20 protein-coding genes are annotated in these 21384 nt (G+C 72.1%); 4 read left to right on the top strand and 16 right to left on the bottom strand.

The window, feature by feature from the left end; translation table 11 throughout:
• Positions 1-104 precede the first annotated feature (104 nt).
• From guaB to ABIA38_RS38740, 4 genes are all read right to left on the bottom strand, one after another.
• Positions 105-1607 carry an IMP dehydrogenase gene (guaB, locus tag ABIA38_RS38755; RefSeq protein ID WP_424643656.1) on the bottom strand — a complete coding sequence of 501 codons (1503 nt, stop codon included), beginning with the start codon at positions 1605-1607 and terminating at the stop codon, positions 105-107.
• A 197-nt stretch (positions 1608-1804) separates the two neighbouring features.
• Positions 1805-2011 carry a hypothetical protein gene (locus ABIA38_RS38750; RefSeq protein WP_424643655.1) on the bottom strand — a complete coding sequence of 69 codons (207 nt, stop codon included), beginning with the start codon at positions 2009-2011 and terminating at the stop codon, positions 1805-1807.
• Entirely contained in the window at positions 2008-2601 is a 594-nt protein-coding gene (shbA, locus tag ABIA38_RS38745) for an RNA polymerase sigma factor ShbA (RefSeq protein WP_424643675.1), read from the bottom strand. Before shbA ends, ABIA38_RS38750 begins: the two co-directional genes overlap by 4 nt.
• Positions 2602-2834: 233 nt before the next feature.
• The gene (locus ABIA38_RS38740) at positions 2835-3446 is read right to left on the bottom strand and encodes a response regulator transcription factor (RefSeq protein WP_020549179.1); all 612 of its coding nucleotides are present in this window, start codon (positions 3444-3446) and stop codon (positions 2835-2837) included.
• A gap of 503 nt (positions 3447-3949) precedes the next feature.
• Between ABIA38_RS38740 and ABIA38_RS38735 the strand changes: the two genes are divergently transcribed.
• Positions 3950-4282 carry a WhiB family transcriptional regulator gene (locus ABIA38_RS38735; RefSeq protein ID WP_424643654.1) on the top strand — a complete coding sequence of 111 codons (333 nt, stop codon included), beginning with the start codon at positions 3950-3952 and terminating at the stop codon, positions 4280-4282.
• Positions 4283-4402: 120 nt separating this feature from the next.
• Here the strand turns inward: ABIA38_RS38735 and ABIA38_RS38730 are convergent, their stop codons facing one another.
• The 3 genes from ABIA38_RS38730 to groES form a co-directional block, all read right to left on the bottom strand.
• Entirely contained in the window at positions 4403-5221 is an 819-nt protein-coding gene (locus ABIA38_RS38730; RefSeq protein ID WP_424643653.1) for an SDR family oxidoreductase, read from the bottom strand.
• A gap of 184 nt (positions 5222-5405) precedes the next feature.
• The gene (gene groL, locus ABIA38_RS38725) at positions 5406-7028 is read right to left on the bottom strand and encodes a chaperonin GroEL (protein WP_424643652.1); all 1623 of its coding nucleotides are present in this window, start codon (positions 7026-7028) and stop codon (positions 5406-5408) included.
• Between the two features lie 135 nt (positions 7029-7163).
• Positions 7164-7472, bottom strand: a complete 309-nt coding sequence (gene groES / locus ABIA38_RS38720; RefSeq protein ID WP_161359282.1) for a co-chaperone GroES — start codon at positions 7470-7472, stop codon at positions 7164-7166.
• A gap of 231 nt (positions 7473-7703) precedes the next feature.
• Here groES and ABIA38_RS38715 point away from each other — a divergent pair, with 231 nt between their 5' ends.
• Positions 7704-8882 carry a THUMP-like domain-containing protein gene (locus ABIA38_RS38715; RefSeq protein ID WP_424643651.1) on the top strand — a complete coding sequence of 393 codons (1179 nt, stop codon included), beginning with the start codon at positions 7704-7706 and terminating at the stop codon, positions 8880-8882.
• A gap of 15 nt (positions 8883-8897) precedes the next feature.
• Here the strand turns inward: ABIA38_RS38715 and ABIA38_RS38710 are convergent, their stop codons facing one another.
• The 5 genes from ABIA38_RS38710 to tsaB form a co-directional block, all read right to left on the bottom strand.
• Complete coding sequence (locus ABIA38_RS38710) at positions 8898-9800, bottom strand: polysaccharide deacetylase family protein (protein ID WP_424643650.1); 903 nt, start codon at positions 9798-9800, stop codon at positions 8898-8900.
• Positions 9801-10075: 275 nt separating this feature from the next.
• The gene (locus ABIA38_RS38705) at positions 10076-10351 is read right to left on the bottom strand and encodes a hypothetical protein (RefSeq protein WP_424643649.1); all 276 of its coding nucleotides are present in this window, start codon (positions 10349-10351) and stop codon (positions 10076-10078) included.
• A 27-nt stretch (positions 10352-10378) separates the two neighbouring features.
• Entirely contained in the window at positions 10379-11422 is a 1044-nt protein-coding gene (tsaD, locus tag ABIA38_RS38700; protein ID WP_424643648.1) for a tRNA (adenosine(37)-N6)-threonylcarbamoyltransferase complex transferase subunit TsaD, read from the bottom strand.
• On the bottom strand, positions 11415-11903 hold the full coding sequence (gene rimI, locus ABIA38_RS38695) for a ribosomal protein S18-alanine N-acetyltransferase (protein ID WP_424643647.1): 489 nt from the start codon (positions 11901-11903) through the stop codon (positions 11415-11417). Before rimI ends, tsaD begins: the two co-directional genes overlap by 8 nt.
• Before the next feature lie 334 nt (positions 11904-12237).
• Positions 12238-12912, bottom strand: a complete 675-nt coding sequence (gene tsaB / locus ABIA38_RS38690) for a tRNA (adenosine(37)-N6)-threonylcarbamoyltransferase complex dimerization subunit type 1 TsaB (protein WP_424643646.1) — start codon at positions 12910-12912, stop codon at positions 12238-12240.
• Between the two features lie 180 nt (positions 12913-13092).
• On the opposite strand from tsaB, the gene ABIA38_RS38685 reads away from it, so the two are divergent.
• Together ABIA38_RS38685 and ABIA38_RS38680 are read left to right on the top strand one after the other, a co-directional pair.
• A complete protein-coding gene (locus tag ABIA38_RS38685; protein ID WP_424643645.1) occupies positions 13093-13716 on the top strand; it encodes a L,D-transpeptidase in 624 nt (207 codons plus the stop codon).
• 179 nt (positions 13717-13895) lie between these two features.
• Positions 13896-16175, top strand: coding sequence for a transglycosylase domain-containing protein (locus ABIA38_RS38680; RefSeq protein WP_424643644.1), 2280 nt, complete (start codon positions 13896-13898; stop codon positions 16173-16175).
• A 654-nt stretch (positions 16176-16829) separates the two neighbouring features.
• Here the strand turns inward: ABIA38_RS38680 and tsaE are convergent.
• From tsaE to ABIA38_RS38660, 4 genes are all read right to left on the bottom strand, one after another.
• Complete coding sequence (gene tsaE / locus ABIA38_RS38675; protein ID WP_424643643.1) at positions 16830-17348, bottom strand: tRNA (adenosine(37)-N6)-threonylcarbamoyltransferase complex ATPase subunit type 1 TsaE; 519 nt, start codon at positions 17346-17348, stop codon at positions 16830-16832.
• Positions 17349-17418: 70 nt separating this feature from the next.
• Positions 17419-18540, bottom strand: a complete 1122-nt coding sequence (locus ABIA38_RS38670; RefSeq protein WP_424643642.1) for an alpha/beta fold hydrolase — start codon at positions 18538-18540, stop codon at positions 17419-17421.
• The gene (alr, locus tag ABIA38_RS38665; protein ID WP_424643641.1) at positions 18537-19670 is read right to left on the bottom strand and encodes an alanine racemase; all 1134 of its coding nucleotides are present in this window, start codon (positions 19668-19670) and stop codon (positions 18537-18539) included. The genes ABIA38_RS38670 and alr overlap by 4 nt, the downstream gene beginning before the upstream one ends.
• A 243-nt stretch (positions 19671-19913) precedes the next feature.
• Positions 19914-21380, bottom strand: a complete 1467-nt coding sequence (locus tag ABIA38_RS38660; RefSeq protein ID WP_424643640.1) for an NAD(P)H-hydrate dehydratase — start codon at positions 21378-21380, stop codon at positions 19914-19916.
• Positions 21381-21384 lie beyond the last annotated feature (4 nt).

The raw sequence follows: 21384 nt of genomic DNA, 5'->3' as shown, positions 1-21384 counted from the left end.
CGGTGGCTGGGAAAATCCCCGTATCCAAGGGTACGGGGCACCCACACGGGCGAGGGGCCCCGCCCGCGGTACGGACGAGACCCCTCGGTGTAGTACGGCCAGGGTCAGCGCGAGTGGTAGTTCGGCGCTTCCTGCGTCATGTGGATGTCGTGCGGGTGCGACTCCTTGAGCCCGGCCGAGGTGATCCGCACGAAGCGGCCCTTGTCCTGGAGCTCGGCGACGGTGGCGGCGCCCGCGTAGCCCATCGACGCGCGCAGCCCGCCGATCAGCTGGTGCGCGACCGCGGCCAGCGGCCCGCGGTAGGGCACCTGGCCCTCGATGCCCTCGGGGACCAGCTTGTCCTCGGAGAGCACGTCGTCCTGGAAGTAGCGGTCCTTGGAGAAGGACTTGGCCTGGCCGCGCGACTGCATCGCGCCCAGCGAGCCCATCCCCCGGTAGGACTTGAACTGCTTGCCGTTGATGAAGATCAGGTCGCCGGGGCTCTCCTCGCAGCCCGCGAGCAGACTGCCGAGCATCACCGTGTCGGCACCGGCCGCGATCGCCTTGGCGATGTCGCCGGAGTACTGCAGGCCGCCGTCGCCGATCACCGGGACACCCGCGGCGCGGGCCGCGAGCGCGGCCTCGTAGATCGCGGTGACCTGCGGTGCGCCGACGCCGGCGATCACCCGGGTGGTGCAGATCGAGCCGGGGCCGACACCGACCTTGACGCCGTCCACGCCCGCGTCGATCAGTGCCTGGGCGCCGTCGCGGGTGGCGATGTTGCCGCCGATCACCTCGACCTTGGTGTTCGCCTTGACCTTGGCGATCATCTCCAGGACGTTGCGCGAGTGGCCGTGCGCGCTGTCCACCACGATGAAGTCGACGCCGGCCTCGACCAGCGCCTGGGCCCGGCGGTAGCTGTCGTCGCCGGTGCCGATCGCGGCACCGACCACCAGGCGTCCGTCCGCGTCCTTGGTCGCGTTGGGGTACTGCTCGCTCTTGACGAAGTCCTTGACCGTGATCAGCCCGCGCAGCTTGCCCGCGTCGTCGATCAGCGGCAGCTTCTCCACCTTGTGCCGGCGCAGCAGTTCCATCGCCTGGTCGCCGGTGGTCCCGACCTTGCCGGTGACCAGCGGCATCGGGGTCATGATGTCGCGCACCCGCAGCGAGTGGTCGACCTCGAAGCGCAGGTCGCGGTTGGTCACGATGCCGAGCAACCGGCCGGCGTCGTCGGTGACCGGGACGCCGCTGATCCGGAACCGCGCGCACAGCGCGTCGACTTCCCGCAGCGTGGCGTCGGCGCCGATGGTGATCGGGTCGAGCACCATGCCCGCCTCGGACCGCTTGACCGTGTCCGCCTGCGCGGCCTGGTCCTCGACCGAGAGGTTGCGGTGCAGCACGCCGACGCCGCCCTGGCGGGCCATCGCGATCGCCATCCGGGCCTCGGTCACGGTGTCCATCGCGGAGGACAACAGCGGGATCCGGACGCGAATGTTGCGGGTGACCCGCGCGGAGGTGTCCACCTCGCTCGGCACGACGTCGGACGCGCCCGGCAGCAGCAGGACATCGTCGTACGTCAGCCCGAGCATCGCGAACTTCTCGGGTACGCCGTCGGCCGTGAGACTCATGACACCTTCCGAAGGTATTCCGATGGACCGCTCCGCCGCTCCGGTGACCGGGCGGTCCCGGGTATGGCGGAAACGCGCGCTCGGCAAGCGGATGGGTGGATTGAGGGTTCATGCTACTGGGCCCGCGCGGTGCTTCGAGCCCGCTTGTCGATGGTGAGCACAACCGCGCACCGGGCGCCGGTCATTCCCGGTCCGGCTCAGCAGCGGTCGGGCACCACCCGGCGGCGGTTCGCCGCGGTCCCGTCGACCTCGGCGAGCAGCGCGTCGAACAGCCGGACCACCCGATCCTGGGCGGGGGTCGGGCGGCGCCGGCGCAGTTGCTCGACAAGTTCGTCGTCCTGGCGCAGCAGGCCCAGATCGGCGGTGCCGGATCGGCCGCCGAGCCGCACACCGCCGCCGCTCACGCGGTCTTCTCCTCGCCCGCCAACGCCCTCAGCCGAGTCAGCGCACGGTGTTGCGCGACGCGCACCGCGCCGGGCGACATGCCCATCGCCCGCCCGGTCTCCTCGGCGGAGAGCCCCACCGCGACCCGCAACACCAGCAGTTCGCGCAGGTTGTCGGGGAGTCGGCCGAGCAGCGCCCGCGCGTGCGCGGCGTCGCTGCGCCGCACCACCTGGTCCTCGGGTCCGGGGTGATCGTCCACCGCCTCGGGCAGATCGCACGTGGGCACCGCGCCGCGCATCGCGGCCCGTTGCACGTCGACCACCTTGTGCGCGGCGATGCCGAACACGAACGCCTCGAACGGCCGGCCCTCGTCCCGATAGCGCGGCAGCGCGGACAACACGGCCAGGCAGACCTCCTGCGCCGCGTCGTCCGCCGCGTGCTCGGCGCCGGAGACCCGACCGAGCCGGGCCCGGCAGTAGCGCAGCACCAGTGGCCGCACGTAGGCGAGGAGTTCGTCGGTGGCCTGCACATCCCCTCGAACCGCGCGAACCACGACGGCGCGCATGCCGTCGTCGGCCTGCGCGTGTGCTTCGTACGACTCGTCCGGCATTCGCTCGGGGGTCCCACCCATGCCATTCAGTATGCAGGGATCGGCGACCGAATCGCGGCCATGCCGACCCGGGGGACTCATCCGGCCCCCCGGGCAACGGCATTCACCGCACGGGCCCTCGCCCATCGGGGGCCGTCGGCACGCGCCTCATCGCACAAGTCCCCACCGACCGTGCCCACCCGGGGGGCCGGCCCCCGGGCCCCGACGGTCGGCGCGGTCCTCGCTGTCGTGCGTCATCGCACGAGTCCCCACCGGAAGCCGAGCGCGACCGCGTGGGCCCGGTCGGACGCGCCCAGCTTCTTGAACAGCCGGCGGGCGTGGGTCTTGACCGTGTCCTCCGACAGGAACAGTTCGCGCCCGATCTCGGCGTTGCTGCGCCCGTGGCTCATGCCCTCGAGCACCTGGATCTCACGTGCCGTCAAGGTCGGCGCCACGCCCATGTCGGGCGAGCGAAGGCGCCTGGGCGCGAGCCGCCAGGTGGGGTCGGCGAGCGCCTGGGAGACGGTCGCGCGCAACTCCGCGCGCGACGCGTCCTTGTGCAGATATCCCCGAGCCCCGGCGGCGACCGCGAGGGCCACGCCGTCCAGGTCCTCGGCCATCGTCAGCATGATCACCCGTGCGCCGGGGTCGCCGGCCAGGAGGCGGCGCACCGCCTCGACGCCGCCGAGCCCGGGCATCCGCACGTCCATGAGGACGAGATCGGACCGCTCCGCGCCCCAGCGCCGCAGTACCTCCTCGCCACTCGTGGCCGTCGTCACCCTCTCGACGCCGGGGACCGTGGCCACCGCCCGCCGCAGGGTCTCCCGAACCAGCGGGGAATCGTCGCAGACCAGGACGGTCGTCATCGCCGGCCTCCGCAGTGGATCCGCGTCACGTTGAGCCTCCACGCCTGTACGTACCGTTTCCTTTGCGGCGGTCCCGAAGGACGCTGCATCGGGGCCTGACCCCGACCGCCTTCGTCGCCATCCGCTTCACCCACCCCAACGAGCATCACTCGAAAGGGTTACGGGGGGAGTTCCGCTCCGCCGGTACGACAACGAGGCGACCACACGGAAGGACACGCAAGAGTGACGCTTCAAGCACACACCGTCACTATTCATCGCATCCTTCCCCCACTCCCACCGCGCCGCACGGAGCCACACCGCCCGGGTGGCCGCATACGCCACCAGAGTGGGTAATTTTTTCTGCTTTCAATGCATAAGTGGGAATTAGGATTGGAACTGATCATTTCGTGACACAGTCGCACCTACTTCTGATCGCTTGATCACGACTGTTCTGCACGGTCTGCACCACGAGGTGGCATCCCTGCTCACCGACAACTCGTACGCGATAAGCAGAGGGACGAGTCATGGCTGATTTCTCGCGACTCCCCGGCCCCAACGCCGATCTGTGGGACTGGCAGCTCTCGGCAGCCTGTCGCGGAGTCGACAGCGCACTGTTCTTCCATCCCGAAGGCGAACGAGGCGCCGCCAGGGTCGCCCGGGAGGCCTCGGCCAAGGAAGTCTGCATGCGGTGCCCGGTCCGTCGCCAGTGCGCCACGCACGCCCTGAAGGTGCGCGAGCCGTATGGCGTATGGGGCGGACTCACCGAGGACGAACGGGTCGAACTCGACAGCGACCGCCGACACGGGGTCGCCGCGGAACGGGCGGCGGCGGCCGGCGCCGCGTCCGTGACGCACTGAGGCCCGACACACCCACCAGGAAGCTCGGCGGCCCGCCCCGATCGGGGCGGGCCGCCGAGCTTCGCCACGAGCACGGGCTGCACGTGTCGCCCAGGCTTGAAAACACGCCCCGGACAGGGCCTAGCCGAGCGCGGACATGTCCAGCTCCCACATCCTCGGCCAGTCCCGGCCGCGGAACGCCGCGTCGGTGCCGCCGTCGCAGAAGACCACCGAGCCGACGAAGAAGGTCGACTCGCCGCCGAGCAGGAACGCCACCAGCGCGGCGATCTCCTCCGGGCGCCCGCCGCGACCGGCCGGGATGGTGTTCCGGAACATCGCCATGCCCTCGGCGGTCAGCGGGTCCTTGCCGCCCTCGACCGTCATCGGCGTCTCGATCAGGCCGGGCGCGATCGCGTTGAGCCGGATGCCGTCGGCGATGTACTCGGCGCTCTTGGTCCGGGCGTACCAGGCCAGCGCCGCCTTGGTCGCCGGGTAGGCCTGCACGGCGGCGAACTCCCCGAACGCCTCGGTGGCCCTGCTCGCGCCCGCCTCGTCGCCCGCCAGACACAGCTCGGCCACCTCCACCGGCCAGTTCGGCTGGGCGGTCGAGGAGTTGGAGCCGATCAGCACGACGGAGGCGTTCGTACCGGCCGCGAGCAGCGGACGCAGCCCCTCCAGGAGCACGATCGCGCCGAAGTAGTTCACCGACACCAGCAGCCCGCCCGGCCGCCCGGTGGCCGCCGCGAGGCCGGCGAACGGTACGAAGCCGTCCAGGACGCCGTCGGACAGCTCGGTGATCCTCGCGATCGCCTCGGCGCGCCCCTCGGCGGTGCCCAGGTTCGCGGTGACGTCGGCGTCGCGCAGGTCGACGCCGACGACCCGGTGACCGTCCGCCTCCAGGCGGGCCTTGGTCGCGGCGCCCAGACCCGAGGCCGCGCCGGTGATCGCGTAGGTACCCATGTCTCTCCTTCGGTGGTGCTCGACGGCAGTCGCCCGCAGCCGGATTCCTGACGGTCCGTCAGGAATCCGGCTGCGGGCACTCTCGCAGATCCGGCCGGGACGAGAAAGGCCGACGGGCCCGACCGCGGGAAGCGGTCGGGCCCGTCGAGGGTGCAGCGGGTGGAACGGGATGTAACTACCGGAACTAGTGCGAGTGGCCGTGGCCGCCGTGCGCGGCGGGCTCTTCCTCGGCCGGCTTCTCGACGACCAGGGTCTCCGTGGTGAGCAGGAGCGACGCGATCGACGCGGCGTTCTGCAGCGCGGAACGGGTCACCTTGACCGGGTCGATGACACCCGAGTCGACCAGGTTGCCGTACTCGCCGGTCGCGGCGTTGAAGCCGTGCCCGATGCCGAGCTCCTGCACCTTGTTGACGATCACGTAGCCCTCGAGGCCCGCGTTCTCGGCAATCCAGCGCAGCGGCTCGACCGCGGCGCGACGCACGACCGAGACGCCGGTCGCGATGTCGCCGGTCTGGCCGAGGTTGTCGGCGAGCACGGAGACCGCGTGCACCAGGGCGGTGCCGCCGCCGGCGACGATGCCCTCCTCGATGGCCGCGCGGGTCGCCGAGACCGCGTCCTCGAGCCGGTGCTTCTTCTCCTTGAGCTCGACCTCGGTGGCCGCGCCCACGCGGATCACGCACACGCCGCCGGCCAGCTTCGCGAGGCGCTCCTGGAGCTTCTCGCGGTCCCAGTCGGAGTCGGTGGCGTCGATCTCGCGCTTGATCTGCTTGACCCGGTCCTGGATCGCGGAGCCGTCGCCGGCGCCGTCGACCAGGGTGGTCGCGTCCTTGGTGATGGTGATGCGCCGGGCGCTGCCGAGCACCTCCAGGCCGACCTGGTCGAGCTTGAGGCCGACCTCGGGGGCGATGACCTGACCGCCGGTCAGGATCGCCATGTCCTCCAGCATCGCCTTGCGGCGGTCGCCGAAGCCCGGGGCCTTGACCGCGACGGCGTTGAACGTGCCGCGGATCTTGTTCACCACCAGGGTGGACAGCGCCTCGCCGTCCACGTCCTCGGCGACGATAAGCAGCGGCTTGGACGCGCCGGCCTGGATGATCTTCTCGAGCAGCGGGAGCAGTTCGGCGATGGCCGAGATCTTGCCCTGGTGGATCAGGATGTACGGGTCCTCGAGGACCGCTTCCATCCGCTCCTGGTCGGTGACCATGTACGGCGACAGGTAGCCCTTGTCGAACTGGAGGCCCTCGGCGAACTCCAGCTCCAGACCCATGGTCTGGGACTCCTCGACGGTGATCACACCGTCCTTGCCGACCTTGTCCATGGCCTCGGCGATCAGCTCGCCGATCTGCTTGTCCTGCGCGGAGAGCGCGGCGACGGCGGCGATGTCCTCCTTGCCGTCGATCGCGCGGGCGGTCTCGAGCAGCTGCGCGGACACCGCGGCGACGGCGAGGTCGATGCCCTTCTTCAGGTCCATCGGGGCCGCGCCGGCGGCCACGTTGCGCAGACCCTCGCGCACCAGCGCCTGGGCGAGCACGGTGGCGGTGGTGGTGCCGTCACCCGCGATGTCGTTGGTCTTGGTCGCGACTTCCTTGGCCAGCTGCGCGCCGAGGTTCTCGTACGGGTCCTCGAGCTCCACCTCACGGGCGATCGTCACGCCGTCGTTGGTGATGGTCGGGGCACCGAACTTCTTGTCGATCACCACGTTGCGGCCCTTGGGGCCGAGCGTGACCTTGACGGTGTCGGCCAGCGCGTTGACGCCGCGCTCCAGCGACCGTCGGGCCTTCTCGTCGAACTGGAGGATCTTCGCCATGAGGGTCTTCGTCCTTAAAGGTTGCTAGTCGACGTCGTACAACCGACTCCGCCCCGGGTCCACCGGCCGACGAGGGCAGGGCGATCCGGGGCGGGGTCGTCGAACCGTCACCGGTTCCGGCGCGTCAGCGCGATGTCACTTCTCGATGATCGCGAGCACGTCGCGAGCCGAGAGAACGAGGTATTCCTCGCCGTTGTACTTCACCTCGGTGCCGCCGTACTTGCTGTACAGCACGGTGTCACCGACGCTCACGTCGAGCGGCAGACGCTGACCGTCCTCGAAACGACCCGGGCCCACGGCCAGGACGACGCCCTCCTGGGGCTTCTCCTTGGCGGTGTCCGGGATCACGAGACCCGACGCGGTGGTCTGCTCGGCCTCAAGCGTCTGGACCACGATGCGGTCCTCGAGCGGCTTGATGGCAACCTTGGTGTTGGCGGTCGTCACGATGCGACCTCCCCCTTCGGAGATCTCACGGAAAAATGTCTGTCGGCGATGGGACAGATCCGTCGTCGCGGGTGCCGGACCTGCTCGTCTCGCACTGGCACACTCATGGGGAGAGTGCCAGCACAGACACTAGGTGGCGGTTAGCACTCCGTCAACCAGAGTGCCAGATTCAGCGCGTCGGACGGAGTTCTTCATACCGGTGGGACACGCGCGCTCGGCAAGAATGGGCCCGTGCACATCGAAGCTTTCACCGCGCTGCTGACCGACGAGGGCTGTTCGCTGCTCGACCTGCTCGCCGAGCACGACGTCGCGGACGAGCTGTCGCTGGCCACCCGGCTGCGCCGGGAGCACCCGCCGGAGCTGATCGCCGCCGCGCTCACCCAGTCCCGATTGCGCCAGCGCGGCCGGGCCAAGTTCGGCGCGGACGCGGCGCGGATGTACTTCACCCCCAACGGACTCGAGCAGTCCACCCGCACGTCGGTGGCCGAGCACCGGGCCGCCCGGCTGGTCGCGGCCGGCGGCATCGCCCGTGCCGTGGACCTGTGTTGCGGCATCGGCGGCGACGCACTCGCGTTGGCCCGGGCCGGGATCGCGGTACACGCGGTCGACCTGGATCCGCTGACCTGCGCGGTGGCCCGGGCCAACGCAAAGGCGCTGGGCGTCGCGGGGTTGCTCACCGTCGAGTGCGCGGACGTGACCGAGGTGGACCTGTCCGGCTACGACGCGGCGTTGATCGACCCGGCCCGGCGCACCGCCCGGGGCCGCACGTTCGACCCCGAGGCGTACTCGCCGCCGTTCTCGTTCCTGACCGCGCTCGCCGCCGAAGTACCGTGCGGCGCGGCCAAGGTGGCCCCCGGCATCCCGCACGAGATCGTGCCGCCGGGCATGGAGGCGGAGTGGGTCTCCGACCGCGGCGACGTCAAGGAGGCGGTGTTGTGGTGGGGCCGGCTCGCCGGGACCGGCCTGCGCGCCACCGTGCTGCCCGGGGGCGCGGCGCTGACCTCGGGCCGGGCCCGGCAGGCGCCGGTGGGTCCGGTGCGGCGCTACCTCTACGAGCCGGACGGCGCGGTGATCCGGGCCCATCTGGTGTCCGAGGTCGGCGAGTTGGTGGCCGGCAACCTGGTCGACGAGACGATCGCCTACCTCGCCTCGGACACGTTGGTGGCCACCGCGTTCGCCAGTGCGTACGAGATCACCGACGTACTGCCGTTCAACCTGAAGCGGCTCAAGGCGCTGCTGCGCGAGCGCGGCGTCGGCAACCTCACGGTCAAGAAGCGCGGCTCGGCGGTCGAACCGGAGGAGGTCCGCCGCCGGGTCCGCCCCACCGGCCCGAACGCCGCCACGGTGCTGCTGACCCGGGTCGCGGGCGCGCCCACGATGCTGATCGGACAACCGGTGTCGGCGGCGTAGCGGGGGTGACCGGGGTCAACCGATGTAGTCCTCCAGGCGCGCGATGGTGAAGCCCTGGGCCTGGATCTTGCGCAGCATGTTGCCGAACATCTCGGTCATCGTGGTGCCCTTGAGATCACTCGGGCCGCGGAAGTGGGACAGGATGATGTCGCCCGGGTGCAGCTTCTTCTCACCGACGTACTGCATGTCGTTGATCTGCATCGATTCCTGCCACTTGACGATCGCGCCGATCCCGCCGCAGCCGCCGGCCACGGTCTGCGTGGTGGCGTTCCAGTTGCCGTAGGGCGGGCGGAACAGGGTCGGGCGTTTGCCGTAGACCTCGGCGAGCCGGTCCTGCTGGCCGCAGATCTGGTGCTTCTGCGCGTCGGCGGCCAGCGTCTTCAGGTCCGGGTGGGACAGCGTGTGGTTCTGCACCGTGGCGCCGAGCGCCTGGAGCTTGCGGAAGTATTCCGGGTCCTGCCGGACGTAGGTGTCGTTGAGGAACATCGACACCGGGATCCGCAGGTCCGCCATCATGTCCAGGAACTTGGGGTCCTTCTCCGCGCCGTCGTCGATCGTGATGAACACGATCTTCTCCTCGGTGGGGATCTTCTCCACCACCGGCGGCTTGGGCCCGCCCGCCTTGATCGGCTTGACCGCGGGCGGTGCGGGCGGCGGTGCGAACGGCTTGAGGTTCCACTTGGCGGCCGGCGTGGCCGCGTCCGCGCCCGGGGTGTCCGGCTTCGCCGCCGGAGCGGCCTTGCCGGGAGCGGTCGACGCGCCTGCGGAGGGGGGCGAACTCGCCTTCTTGTCCGAGACCTTGTCGTCCGATCCACCGCCGCCACAACCGGTCAGCGTGACCAACAATATGCCGGCCAAGCCGACGCAGGCCGAGGCGACGGCCGCACCCCGCCGCTTTTGTACCGTTCCATCCGCCACTGTCGCCGGGCCCCTTCGTTCGCCGCGTCCGCTCGCGCCCACGCTACGCGGCACGGCGGCCTGTCACGGTCCGGACAAGGGCTGTTCAAGGGACTGTCGAAGGACTGTTGAGCGGCGGATGAGCTGGGCACACTCCCGGCAAGGCCAATGGCACGTGCGGCGGCACGCAGCCATCAGCCAAGGCACTCGACCCGCGTCCGGCTTGCGAATGGCCTCCTCGTCGGATGCGGGTCGAGTGTTGCGCGCGGTGCGTCGCCGGTGCGGTGCCGACCGCTTCAGGGGCCGACGCTGAGCCGCTCGAAGCTCCACGCGTGCGGCGGGCGGGCGACCAGCGCGGCCGGCGGGTCGGGCAGCGCGACCGGCAAACCGGTCCACAGCGCGATCACCACGACCCGGTCGCCGTCGGGCCCGTCCGGGGCGGCGAACACCTCGACCCGTTCCAGGTCGGGCGCACCGACGATGGTCGGCAGCGCCGACGCGTGCACCCACTCGGCCAGCGCCGCCCCGCCTCCGGACTCGGTCCGGGCCTCCCACATCGCCGCGATCGCCATGACGTCCCTTCCTTCGGACTGTCGGTACTACTCCACCGCCTGCGACACCGTGACCGGCATCGACGAGTCGGCGGGGATGGACAGCGTGGAGGGGGCACGATCGCGGGCGACCATCTCGGCGCCGAGCGCGGCGACCATCGCGCCGTTGTCGGTGCACAACCCCGGGCGCGGCACCCGCAGCACGATCCCGGCCGCGTCGCAGCGCTCCTGCGCCAGCGCGCGCAGCCGGGTGTTGGCCGAGACGCCGCCGCCCATCATCAGGTGTTCGACGCCGTTCTCCTTGCAGGCGCGGATCGCCTTGCGGGTCAGTACGTCCACCACCGCCTCCTGGAAGGAGGCCGCGACGTCGGCCACGGGCACCGTCTCGCCGGCCCGCTGCCGGGCCTCGACCCAGCGCGCGACCGAGGTCTTGAGGCCGGAGAAGGAAAAGTCGAAGGGCGCGTCGCGCGGACCGGTCAGCCCACGCGGGAAGGCGATCGCCCGGCGGTCGCCCTCGCGCGCCCACCGGTCGATCACCGGCCCGCCGGGGAAGCCGAGTCCGAGTACGCGCGCGACCTTGTCGAACGCCTCGCCCGCCGCGTCGTCGATGGTCGATCCCAGCGGTCGTACGTCGGCGGTGATGTCCGGCACCAGGAGCAGCGAGGAGTGCCCGCCGGAGACCAGCAACGCCATGCACGGCTCGGGCAGTTTGCCGTGTTCGAGCTGGTCCACGCACACGTGCGAGGCCAGATGGTTGACGCCGTAGAGCGGCTTGTCCAGCGCGACCGCGTAGCCCTTGGCCGCGGCGACGCCGACCAGCAGCGCACCCGCCAGGCCGGGGCCCGAGGTCACCGCGATCGCGTCGATGTCGGCCATGGTGACCCCGGCGTCGGCGAGCGCGCGCCGCACGGTCGGCACCATCGCCTCCAGGTGCGCGCGACTGGCCACCTCCGGCACCACGCCGCCGAACCGGGCGTGCTCGTCCACGCTGGAGGCGACCGCGTCGGCGAGCAGCGTGGTGCCGCGCACGATGCCGATTCCGGTCTCGTCACACGAGGTCTCGATGCCCAGGACGAGTGGTTCGTCAGCCACCGGCGGCCGTTCCTTCCCGACGTTCCTGCAGATCGCAACGCATCACCAACGCGTCCACGTTGGCGGGCTGGTAGTAGCCCCGCCGCACCCCGATCCCCTTGAACCCGAACCGCTCGTAGAGCGCCTGCGCCCGAGCATTGTCCACGCGCACCTCGAGCAGCACGTCCCGACACCCACGCTCCACGGCGAGTTCCAACAACTCGGTCAACAACGCCGCCCCGAGCCCGGTCCCCCACCGATCCCGCCGCACCCCGATGGTCTGCACATCACCTTCGTCACCGATCACCGCCAGCCCGGCATACCCGGCCAGCCCACCGGCCTCGTCCTCGACGACGACGTAGTGCCGCAACCCCGGCTCGGCCAACTCGGACCAGAACATCCCGGCGGACCAGGCATCCTCGGCAAAAAGCTCATGCTCGAGCCGCAACACGGCCTCGATGTCCCACCACCGCATCCGCCGCAGCCGAGACCCCAATTCCATGCCGGAAGTCTAGTCCGCACACTCCACAGCACCCGGCCGCCACCTTTGGCCGCAAACGCCGGCCGGGCTGTCGACAGGCCGGCCGGCGTCGGGAGGCGCGTCGGCCGCAAACGCCGGCAGGGCTGTCAACGCCCGGGGAACCCGAATCAGCCCGGCCGGCGTTTGAGGCCACTCAGCCCCGCCGGCACTTGAGGCGAACCAAGCCGACCCACCACCAAGGCAAACCAACCCGCCGAACCCCATCAGCCCCGCCGGCGCTTGAGGCGAAGCAGCCCGGCCGGCGTTTGAGGCCAAGGCGGGCCCGCCGCCCACCACCGGCCACCGGCCGACCCCGCTACGGCCTCGGCCCACTCGGTGTGACGGCCTTGTATCCCGCAGGGACCTGCGCGTCGGGCCGCCGAAGGTACAACGGCTCCGCCGGCAACAACTCCCGCCCACCGGCCAACCGCGACGCCGCGAACCCCGCCAACGCCGCCGCGTCGGGATGCTCCGGCCCCCGCACCTCCGCGAAGCACTCCGGATACAGCGCCGCCCCGGCGCCCACCGCCACCCGCACCGCACCGAGCGCCAGTTCGGCCGCCCGATCCACTCCGGGCCCCTCGACGCGCTCCCCCGCATCGTCGTACCGCGCCCAGTAGACCTCCTTGCGGCGCGCGTCGGTCGCGGCCACGAACGGCCCCTCGACCGTCCCGTCCCGCCGCGCCGCGTAGGCGAGCGCGTCCAGCGTGCACACCCCGTGGACCGGAATCCCGAGCGCGTCCCCCATCGCCAGCGCCGTCACGATCCCGACCCGCAACCCGGTGTACGGCCCCGGCCCGACCCCGACCGCGATGTCGGTGAGCTCGAACCGCGTGCGCCCCGCCGCGCGCAGTACGTCGACGATGCCGGGCGCGAGCAACTCGCCCTGCCGACGCGCGTCGACCCGGGTGGAACCGGCGAGCACGCCGGAATCGTCGTGGAGGGCGACCGTGACGGCCGGCGTGGCGGTGTCGAACGCAAGCAGCAGCACCGCACCAGGCTACCGACCGCGAACCCATCCCCCGCCCGCCGGCACCGAACGAGACCCAACGGCACCGCCCGGCGCCCGACGACACCCGCCCCCGGGCAAAACCCGACCCGGCTCCGACGCGGGGACCGCGGCTGCCGGCACCATGGAGGCCACCACACGGCGGAAGAGGGACCCAAGGCAATGGCGAAGCGGCTCAACCCGGGCGTGGCCGTCGCGGGCATCACCATCGCCGCGCTGGTCGGCGTCGGCTTCCTCGCGGCGCAGGCCGCGAATTCGGCGCCGGACAACCGAGGGATAGCGCGTACGTCCTCACCGCCGCCCACCGCCGCCTCCGGCGCACCCGCGCCGCCGGTCTACGTACCGCCGCCCGTGCCCGCCAACTCCGGCTCCGGCAAGCGCGTCGTCTACTCGCTCAAGGACAGCCACGTCTGGCTGGTCAACGATGCCGAGCAAATGTTGCGCGAATACCCGGTCGCCGCCGCGCCGATCAAGCCGCAGCCGGGCACCTTCCAGGTCACCCAGAAGAAGGAGGAGGCGCAGACCGGCAGCGACGGCCTGCGGATCACCTACTCCGTGCGCTTCGGCGCCGTACAGGGCCTCCCACTCGGCTTCGCGGCCACCGACACCCCGTTGGACCAGATCGACACCGGCGCCAAGCCCGGCCCCACCCCCAGTGGCACCGGCCGCCCGCGCACCTCCGCGCCGGCGAGCAAGCAGAGCGCCGGCATCCGTTCCAAGACGGAGGACGGCGCCGCGCTGTGGGCCTTCGCCCCGGTCGGCACGCCGGTCATCGTGGTGCCCTGACCCGACCCGCGTCCGAGTTCATCCGCCACGCCCACCATTGCCCCATTCAGCGGCCTTTTCCGCGCTTTGCCCACATATCATCGGCATGATGATCCCTCCGGTCACACCCGTCCCACGCGACACACGGGTCCGGCCGGCCGGGCCCGTCAGGGCAATGGCACCGAGGAAATGGTGGCGGCGTGGCGGACGACTCCTCCGATCCGAGCGGTCCCGGCGACGTCCAGGGGCCGAGTCCCCGGCGCAGGGTGTTCGACTATCCCCGGAGCAACCGTCGGGGACTGCGCCGCTGGTTGCCCTCGTTCAAGCACCTGCTCACCCTCGTCCTGCTGGCACTCTCCGCCGGGTTCGCGGTGGTCGGCCTGGTCTACGCGATCACCCCGGTCCCGCACATGGTCAACGCGCAGGCCCGCCAGGAGAGCAACGTCTGGTACTGGAGCGACGGCACCGAGATCACCCGCACCGGCGCCACCAACCGGCAGGCCGTACCGCTGTCCGCGATCCCGATCGACGTCCAGCACGCCGTACTCGCCGCCGAGGACCGCTCGTTCTACTCGAACGCGGGCGTCTCGATCACCGGCACCGTCCGCGCCCTGCTGCGCAATCTCGCGGGTGGCGGAGGCGGGCTCCAGGGCGGCTCGACGATCACCCAGCAATACGTCAAGAACGTCTATCTGACCCAGGAGCAGACGCTGGGGCGCAAGTTCAAGGAGGCGATCATCTCGGTCAAACTCGACCGCACCGTCTCCAAGGACGAGATCCTCACCGGCTACCTGAACAGCGTCTACTTCGGCCGCGGCGCCTACGGGATCGAGGCCGCCGCGCAGGCCTACTACGGGATCGACGTCGGGCAGCTGACCGTCGAACAGGGCGCCTATCTCGCGGTGTTGCTGAACGCGCCGAGCGCCAACGACGTGCGCAACGCCGGCGACGCGACCCGACGTCGGGTGCTCGGTCGGTGGAACTACGTGCTGGACGGCATGGTCAAGGAGAAGTGGCTGACCCCCGAGCAGCGCGCCGGGACGGTCTTCCCCGAGCCGATCGACCCGCGCCCGGCGGCCAACCTGGCCGGGGTCAACGGCTATCTGGTCGAGATGGCCAAGCGCTACCTGCTCGATCGTAAGGTGGTCGACGAGGCCCGGCTCGACGCGGGCGGCTACGCGATCACCACGACGTTCGACAAGCAGAAGACCGAGGCGCTCTACCAGACCGTGCAGGACCAACTCGCCCAGTCGCTCGACCCGAACCGCGCCGCCGACGCCGGCGTGCGGGTCGCCGCCGCGTCGGTGGAGCCGGGCACCGGGCGGATCGTGGCGGTGTACGGCGGGCCGAACTACGTCAAGCAGTTCGTCAACGACGCCACTCGCCGGGATGTGCAGGTGGGCTCCACGTTCAAGCCGTTCGTACTCGCCGCGGGGCTGCGCGACGGGGTACAGGACGCGGACGGCAAACGGACCCGGATCACCACCCGCACCGTCTACAACGGCAACGACAACGTGGTGATGCGCTACCCGAACGGCAAGCCGGTGCTCCAGAACGGCGCGCCCTGGCAGCCCGGCAACGAGGACGGCGTCAGCTACGGGCAGATCACCCTGGCCCGGGCGATGGACAAGTCGGTGAACACCGTCTACACCCAGCTCGGCATGGACGTCGGCCCCGATCGGGTGGTCCGGGCCGCGGTCGACGCGGGGCTGGCCACGACCACGCCGGGCCTGCAACCGATCCCGTCGGTCTCCCTCGGCACCTCGACGCCGAGCGCGCTGGACATGGCCTCGGCCTACGCCACGTTCGCCGCCGCGGGCAAGCACCGTGACGCCTACCCGGTGGACAAGCTCAGCCGCGGTGGTGACCCGATCGATCTGCCCGAACACGGCGCCAAGGACGCGTACGACAGCCAGCAGGCGGACGCCGTCACCCAGGTCCTGCGCGGCGTCGTGGACGGCGGCACCGGGGCCCGCGCGCAGGCGCTGAACCGCCCGGCGGCGGGCAAGACCGGTACCACCGACGACAACCGCTCGGCCTGGTTCGTCGGGTACACCCCGGACCTGGCCACCTCGATGGGCATGTTCCGGGAGGACGCCAGGACGCACGCGTTCCTGTCCATGGCCGGGGTCGCCGGACTGCCCCGGGTGGACGGCGGCAACCTGCCGACCCGAATGTGGACCACGTACATGCGCGCCGCGCTGGCCGGCCAAAAGGCCACCGACTTCCCGGACGACACCACCGGCGGCCTCGGCGGCCCGGACACCAGCCTGGTCCCGCCGAGCACCACACCGCCGACCACCCCCGCATCCGGCGCACCCCCCACGCCCACCCCACAACCCACCGGCACCCGCCCGACCACCCCGGCCCCACCCACAGCCACCATCGGCGGCGGCCAGACAACCCGCCCACCCACCCGCCCTTCAACCTCCGTGGTCCCGCCAAGCACCCCCAACACACCGGCGACAACCGCGCCCTGAGCCCAGAGCCCAACCGAACCGTCCTCAAACGCCGGACGGGCTGGGGGTGTCGGCCCACCCGACGCACAAGCCCGGCGAGCCACAGCCCGGCACGGCAAAACGCGGCCACCACCACGACTGGGCGAGCCGAGGGCGCGCAACGACTGGGCAGGCCGAGGGCACCACCACAACTGGGCCGGCCGAAGACGCCACAACAACTGGGCGGGCCGACTCTGCCAGCCCGTCCGGCGCTTGAGGACAGCGGGCCGCAGGCCGGATCGGCGGACCGTGGACACCACCACAAATGGACGAGCCGACCCTCCCAGCCCGTCCGGCGTTTGAGGACGGCAGGCCGCAGGCCAAATCAGCGGGCCGTGGACACCATCACAACTGGACGGGCCCTGGACACCACCACGACTGGGCAGGCCGACACCCCCAGCCCGTCCGGCGCTTGAGGACAGCGGGCCGCAGGCCGGATCAGCGGACCGTGGACGCCACCACGACTGGGCGGGACGCGGACACCACCACGACCGGGCAGGCCGACACCCCCAGCCCGTCCGGCGCTTGAGGACAGCGGGCCGCAGGCCGGATCAGCAGAACGCGGACACCACCACAACCGGGCAGGCCGACACCCCACTCAGCCCGTCCGGCGCTTGAGGACAAGCAGGCCGCAGGTCAACCCGCAACCGCACCCAGGTCAACCGCCGCCCAGCGCGCGCCGATCGCGCTCACGTGGATCGCCCGGACCTCGTCGCCGGCGAAGTCGGTCGCGCTCTCGGTAAGCGCCTCGGTCTCGGCCGGGTCGCGCGCGATGGCGATCTCCAGCCGGTCCTCGGTGAGTTCCTCGACCATGCCCTCGCCCCACTCGACCACCGTCACCGACTCGTCGAGCGAGGCGTCCAGGTCGAGGCCGTCGATCTCCGCGGTGACGTCCGCCGAGCCGCCGAGCCGATACGCGTCCACGTGCACCAGGGCCGGCCCGCCGACCTCGGACGGATGTACCCGCGCGATCACGAACGTCGGCGAGGTCACCGCGCCGCGCACGCCCAACCCGACCCCGATGCCCTGGGTCAGCGTCGTCTTGCCCGCGCCCAGCCCGCCGGAGAGCACGATCAGATCGCCCGCCCGCAGCAGCTTCGCCAACCGCGCGCCGAGCGCGCGCGTGTCCGCGCCGCCGGCGACCGTCACGGTCACACTTCGCACCACTTCAACACTCCCACCACATCGGGATCACCATTCGTCGAAACCCCGCGCCCGACGCAACCTACGCGGACGACTCGCCCCGCGCCGCCCCAGCCAACACCGCCGCGACGCGCGCGAGCAGTCCGCGCAGCGCCGCGTTCACCACCTCCGGATGCTCCAGCGGAGTCAGGTGTCCCGACTGCGGCACGATCAGCAACTCGGCGTCGGGCAACGCCTCCTTGATCGCCTCGCTGTGCGAAGCCGGCGCGATCAGGTCGCCCTCGCCGCCCACCACCAGCGTCTCGACGTCGGTGAGCGCGCCGAGCGCGGCCAGCTTGTCGTGCGCCTCGAAGGCGGGGAAGAACTCGGCGATCACGTCGATCGGCGTGCCGGAGATCATCCGGTCGGTGAACCGCACCAGGGTCGGGTCCACCTCGGAGTCGAACGCGTACCGCTCGGTGAACAGGTACACCAGATCGCGCGCCGCCCGCCGCCCCGCCTCCACCAGCGCGGCCCGCCGGCCGAGGGTGCGCAGCAGGCCCGGCGCGATCCGGTGCACCAGCCGCGCACCCGCCGCCGGGATGCCCAGCGTCACCGTCGCCCAGCGGCCCGCCGACGTGTTCATCAGCGCGACGCCGACCACCCGGTCCCCGAACAGCTCGGGATGCCGGTCGGCGAGCGCCATGATGGTCATCCCACCCATCGAGTGGCCGAGCAGCACGAGCGGTCCCTCGGGCGCGAGTTCGCTCAGCACCGTGTACAGGTCCGCACCGAGGTGGTCGATCGTCGAGGTCTCCGGCGCGCCGCGCCCGGACCGGCCGTGGCTGCGCTGGTCGTAGAGCACCAGGCGGTATTCGTCGCGCAGTTCGGCCCGCTGGTAGTGCCAGCAGTCCATGTCCAGGCAGTAGCCGTGACACAACACCACGGTCACCGCCGCGTCCCGCTTGCCGTCCAATTCGGCGTACAGTTCGACGCCGTCCTCGGTGCTGACCGACCGCGGTTCGCCGCGCAGCGTGCCGAATTCGGCGAGCGCGTCCAACTGGGCCTCGGTGCGCCGCCGGAAGGCGCGCCCGACGGTCATCCGCTCGATCGCCACCCCCGCCGCCGCGCCGGCCGCGAGCACGCCGACCGCGGCGCCCACGATGCCCGCCCGGCGGCCGAGCGCCCGTCCGCCGGCGGACGGCGCCGACCCGGGAGTGCTCACGCGCCGGCCGCCGTCCCGGTGTACACCCTCGGTACCCGGGCGCCGATCCGGGTGACGATCTCGTAGCTGATCGTGCCGATCGCCACCGCCCAGTCCTCGGCGGTGGGCTCGCCCCGGTCGCCGGGACCGAACAGGATCGCCTCGTCGCCCGCGCTCGCCTCGTCGTCGCCGAGGTCGACCACGAACTGGTCCATCGCCACCCGGCCCACGATGGTGCGCCGGCGGCCGGCCACCAGGACCGGGCCGACGTTGCTCGCGTGGCGCGGGATGCCGTCCGCGTAGCCGGTGGGGACGAGCGCCAGCGTGGTCTCGCGCGGCGCGATCCAGGCATGCCCATAGGACACGCCGTGTCCGGCCGGCACCCGCTTGACCCCGGCCAGGCGCGCCGCCAGCGTCATCGCCGGGCGCAGTCCGAAGTGGGCCGGGTCGCCGACCTCCGGCACCGGGGAGAGGCCGTAGCCGGCCAGGCCCACCCGGACCAGGTCGAAGTACGCCTCGGGCAGCAGCAGGGTCGCCGGCGAGTTGGCCATGTGCCGCACCTCGGGGGTGGCCCCGCAGCCCTCGGCGAAGTCCAGCATCGCGGTGAACTCGGCCAGTTGGGCGGGCACCGAGGGGTGCCCGGGCTCGTCCGCGCAGGCGAAGTGCGACCACAGGCCGACCACCTCCACCGTGCCGTCGATCTGGGCCTTGAGCGCGGCGTCGACCAGGGCCGGCCAGTCCGCCGGCGTGCAGCCGTTGCGACCCAGGCCGGTGTCCGCCTTGAGGTGCACGCGGGCCGGCCGCCCGGCCGCCAGTGCGGCGGCCTCGACCTCGCGCAGCGCCCACAGCCCGCTCACCGAGATGTCCACGTCGGCGCGCACCGCGTCCTCGAAGGCGTCCCCGGGGGCCCACAGCCAGGTGAGCACCCGCCCGGTGTCGCCCGCCGCGCGCAGCGCGAGCGCCTCCTCGACCACCGCGGTGCCCAGCCAGGTCGCGCCGCCCTCGCGGGCCGCTCGCGCGCAGGGGACCATGCCGTGCCCGTAGGCGTCCGACTTGACCACGCTCATCACCGCGGCCGAGCCCACCCGGGCCCGGACGGCCGCGATGTTGCCCCGAATCGCATCGAGATCGACCCGCGCTTCGGCACGCATGTGGCTGGTGGTCCTTCCGACGGCGGTCATCGACGAGAGCCCGGACCCGGGCCCGAACGGACCTCGGCCCCGAAACGGATCCCGGGTCCGGACGCATCCGGGTCCGGATCGGCCCGGAATCCGAGACTCCGAGACTTCCGGCACTCGAGACTTCTCGACTTCCACTCGAGACTTCGAGACTTCCGGAATCCGCGACTCCAAGACTCCCAGTGTGGCAGGCCCGGGCCGGCCCGGTGTCCCCCGTCAGCCGCCGGCGACGTCCGCCCAGACCCGCGGCAGCGCCCTGACCAGGTCCGGCGCGGTCACCGGACCGGGCCGGGTGCGGGCGGCCAGGCCATGCAGGTAGGCGGCCACCGAACCGGCGTCGAGCGCACTCAGGCCCGCCGCGAGCAACGCGCCGGCCAGGCCGGAGAGCACGTCGCCGCTGCCCGCGGTGGCCAGCCACGGGGTGCCGGTGGGGTTGACCCGGGCCCGGCCGTCGGGCGCGGCGATCACCGTGGTGCCGCCCTTGAGCAGGACCACGCACGCGTACAGCTCGGCGAGTCGGCGGGCGTGGGTGAGCCGGTCGGCCTCGATCCGCTCCCGGGTGACCTCGATGCCGGCGGCGGCGAACAGCCGGACCGCCTCCCCGGCGTGTGGGGTCAGCAGCGCGGGGGCGGGCCAGGTGCCCGGCCCGGCCCGAGCCAGCAGGGTCAGCCCGTCCGCGTCCACGAGCACCGGCACCCCCGCGCCCAGCGCGCTCGCCCAGCGCGCCTCGGCGTCCGGGTCGGTGTCCAGGCCCGGGCCGACCACCCACGCCTGCACCCGACCGGCCCGGGCGGGGGCCGCCGTGCTCGCCAGCGTCTCCGGCCAGGCGGCGAGCACGGGGCCCAGCACGTCGGCGGGTCCGGTACAGCGCACCGCGCCCACCCCGCCGCGCACCGCCGCGCCGACCACCAGGACCGCGGCGCCGGGATAGCGCGGCGAGCCCGCGGCCACCCCGAGCACGCCGCGCGAATACTTGTCGCTCTCCCCCGTCGGCGCGGGCAACAGCCGGGCCACATCGGCGTGTTGCAGCACGGTCAGGGCGGGCTCGGGCAGCTGCGGAGCGAGCCCGATGTCCACCAGGTGCCGCACCCCCGCGTACGCCGCGCCGGGATCGACCAGCAGACCCGGCTTGTACGTACCGAAGGTCACCGTCACATCGGCCCGGACCGCCGCGCCCTCGACCCGCCCGGTGTCCGCGTCCACCCCGCTGGGCACGTCGACCGCGACCACGATCGCGTCCCGCACCCGGCCGAGCAGTTCGATGGCAGGCGGGCGCAGCGCGCCTCGGCCGCCGATCCCCACGATCCCGTCGAGCACCAGGTCGGCCCGCCCGAGCAGTTCCCCAAGGCCCGGCCGGTCCGGCTCGCGCGCGTCCCACACCCGCACGCCCGCCGCCTTCGCCCAGCCGAGCGCGGCGGCGTGGGCCCGGTCCGGCGCGAGCAGCAGCGCATCCACCCGGGCCCCGCGCCGAGCCAGCATGCCGCCCGCGTACAGCGCGTCCCCGCCGTTGTCGCCGCTGCCGACCAGGAGGGCGATCCGAGCGCCGTAGACCCGGCCGAGCAGTCGCGCGCAGATACCCGCGAGCCCGTTCGCGGCACGGCGCATCAGCGCGCCCTCGGGCAGCTCGGCCAACAACGCGGCCTCCGCGCCGCGTACCTGCTCGACCTCGTGTGCGGCGCGCATCCGA

The sequence above is a fragment of the Embleya sp. AB8 genome (assembly GCF_049739465.1).
Lineage (GTDB): Bacteria > Actinomycetota > Actinomycetes > Streptomycetales > Streptomycetaceae > Embleya.
The sequence above is the reverse complement of the archived record's forward strand: the minus strand, read 5'-3'. Positions and strand labels throughout refer to the sequence as shown.